Source organism: uncultured Planktosalinus sp., from assembly GCF_963973675.1.
Lineage (GTDB): Bacteria > Bacteroidota > Bacteroidia > Flavobacteriales > Flavobacteriaceae > Planktosalinus.
In genome coordinates this window covers 1-2,348 of sequence record NZ_CAXBAN010000397.1, presented here as the reverse complement: position 1 = coordinate 2,348, position 2,348 = coordinate 1, and the positions used below count along the sequence as shown (strand labels likewise).

Annotated in this window: 3 protein-coding genes; all 3 read right to left on the bottom strand. The window is 37.4% G+C overall.

Annotated features, from left to right (window positions below; translation table 11 throughout):
* Positions 1 to 595 (bottom strand): DUF3108 domain-containing protein (locus AACY61_RS12575; protein ID WP_339611927.1); only part of this gene is annotated, 595 nt, incomplete at its 3' end.
* Between the two features lie 78 nt (positions 596 to 673).
* The gene (hppD, locus tag AACY61_RS12570; RefSeq protein ID WP_339611926.1) at positions 674 to 1,834 is read right to left on the bottom strand and encodes a 4-hydroxyphenylpyruvate dioxygenase; all 1,161 of its coding nucleotides are present in this window, start codon (positions 1,832 to 1,834) and stop codon (positions 674 to 676) included.
* 27 nt (positions 1,835 to 1,861) lie between these two features.
* A partial coding sequence (locus AACY61_RS12565) for a homogentisate 1,2-dioxygenase domain-containing protein (RefSeq protein ID WP_339611925.1) occupies positions 1,862 to 2,348 on the bottom strand: 487 nt, incomplete at its 5' end.

Sequence of the window (2,348 nt, the reverse complement as noted above, 5' to 3'; positions counted from 1 at the left end):
TGAAAACGAGTGCTTGAATTTGGCCAAATTTAGTTTTTATTACTTCTCTTCGCAAAAATTTTAACCTAAACTTGAAACTTTCATCTCCATAAAACATATCGACATCAGAATAATCGCCCGGTTTTAAACTTTTTGTATCAAGATTATTTCTTAAATAATAAAAGGTTGAAAGCATATCCTGCACTCCATCAGGAAATGCATAAGAATTTTTGGTGTTCTTTTTTCGGTCGTGAACATTTGCTAGATTTTTTTGATGATCAAAGTCCACAACAATATCACGGGTGTGACCTCCTTCATTGATGTTTCTGATAAACCTATATGGAACGTCCTTTTTCTTGTCCATATAAGTTTCGTAAATGTCTTCAACTTTGAAAAAGATTCTTGAAAGGCCGGTATTTTTACCGTAGCCCTTTACGTGATAAACTTCTTTACCGTTTAAAATGGCATTGTCAACTTTAAGGGTGGCATAGCCGGCACTAAAAAAACCGGAATAGGAAACTTTGAATTTAAACCATTCGCCGTCCTGAAACGCTTTGTTTTGAGCACTCAAATTTATAGAAATTAGAAACAATGTTATCTTAAACAGTAATTTCATAGGGCATTTTTTAATGTTTAATTGTCCAATGCAATTGTTATTCCAAACTAAAACAACATTGTTTCTTTTTGTGATTTTTTATAAAGTACCCCTAAGAGCTTGTTCTCTTTCAATAGACTCAAAAAGGGCTTTGAAATTACCTGCTCCAAATCCTCTTGCTCCCATTCGCTGAATGACTTCAAAAAACAAGGTTGGTCTGTCTTCAACGGGCTTGGTAAAAATTTGAAGTAAATAACCTTCTTCATCTGCATCTACTAAAATGGAGAGCTCTTGCAGTTCTCGGATGTCTTCTTTCATAATTTCCATATGAGAACCTAACCTTCTTGGAATATCATCATAGTAGGCTTGTGGTGGAGGTGGTAAAAACTCAACACCTCTTGCTCTCAATTGGGCGACGGTTTTAATGATATCGTCTGTTGCGACAGCTATGTGCTGAACACCTGCACCTTCATAAAAGTCAATATATTCTTCTATCTGAGATTTTTTGGCAGCTTTTGCCGGTTCATTTATGGGAAATTTTATTCTTCCGTTTCCGTTACTCATTACTTTACTCATTAATGCAGAGTATTCGGTGTGTATTTGCTTATCATCAAATGAAAGGAAATTTACAAATCCCATTACATCTTCATACCATTTCACCCATTGATTCATTTCGCCCCAACCAACATTTCCTACCATATGGTCAATGAATTTCAACCCAACGGGCTCAGGGTTATAGTCTGATTTCCATTCAACAAATCCGGGTAAAAAGACACCATTGTAGTTTTTTCTTTCTACAAATATATGAACGGTTTCTCCGTAAGTATAAATGCCTGAACGTACAACCTCTCCATGCTCATCTTTTTCTACTGTTGGTTGCATAAAAGGTTTTGCGCCACGTTTAGTAGTTTCTTCAAAGGCGGAGGTTGCATCTTCGACCCAAAGAGCAACTACCTTCACGCCATCACCATGTTTTGCCAAATGTTCGTTTATAGGTGATTTGCTTGATAATGGGGTTGTGAGCACCAATCTTATTTTGTCTTGCTTCAAAACATATGAGGCACGTTCTTTATTTCCTGTCTCCAGGCCTGAATAGGCATAGGATTGAAATCCAAACGCGGTTTTATAGTAGTGTGCTGATTGCTTTGCATTGCCCACATAAAACTCCACATAATCTGTGCCCAACAAGGGTAAAAAGTCTTGTGCTCCTTCAAATATCTTTTCGAGACCGTAGTCTACTGATTTTACTTCTTTACTCATGGTTTGTATTGTTTTATTTTAAGGTTTTTATTTTTCTAACCAGGATTGGTAATAGGTTTCATCTGCAATTTTCATGGCTTCATCAGTAAGCATTAGCGGTTTAAAAGTGTCAACCATAACAGCGAGTTCTTGGGTTTCTTTTTTTCCGATGCTGCCTTCATATGTTCCGGGATGAGGCCCATGAGGTATTCCGGCCGGGTGCAGTGAAATGTTACCAGGTTTAACTCCTGTTCTACTCATAAAATCACCGTCTACATAATACAAGACCTCATCACTGTCAATGTTACTGTGATTGTATGGTGCCGGAATAGATTGTGGATGGTAATCATAAAGACGAGGAACAAAAGAGCATACAACAAATGCATCGGTTTCAAAAGTTTGATGTACAGGTGGCGGTTGATGAATTCGACCTGTAATAGGTTCAAAATCATGGATGGAAAATGCATACGGGAAATTATAGCCGTCATAGCCCACTACATCAAATGGGTGTGTGGCATAAACCATCTCAAAAATC

What these genes read in the sequence shown, in the direction of transcription:
- hppD (WP_339611926.1), bottom strand. Translation starts at nt 1,834, where the DNA reads ATGAGTAAAGAAGTAAAATCAGTAGACTACGGTCTCGAAAAGATATTT.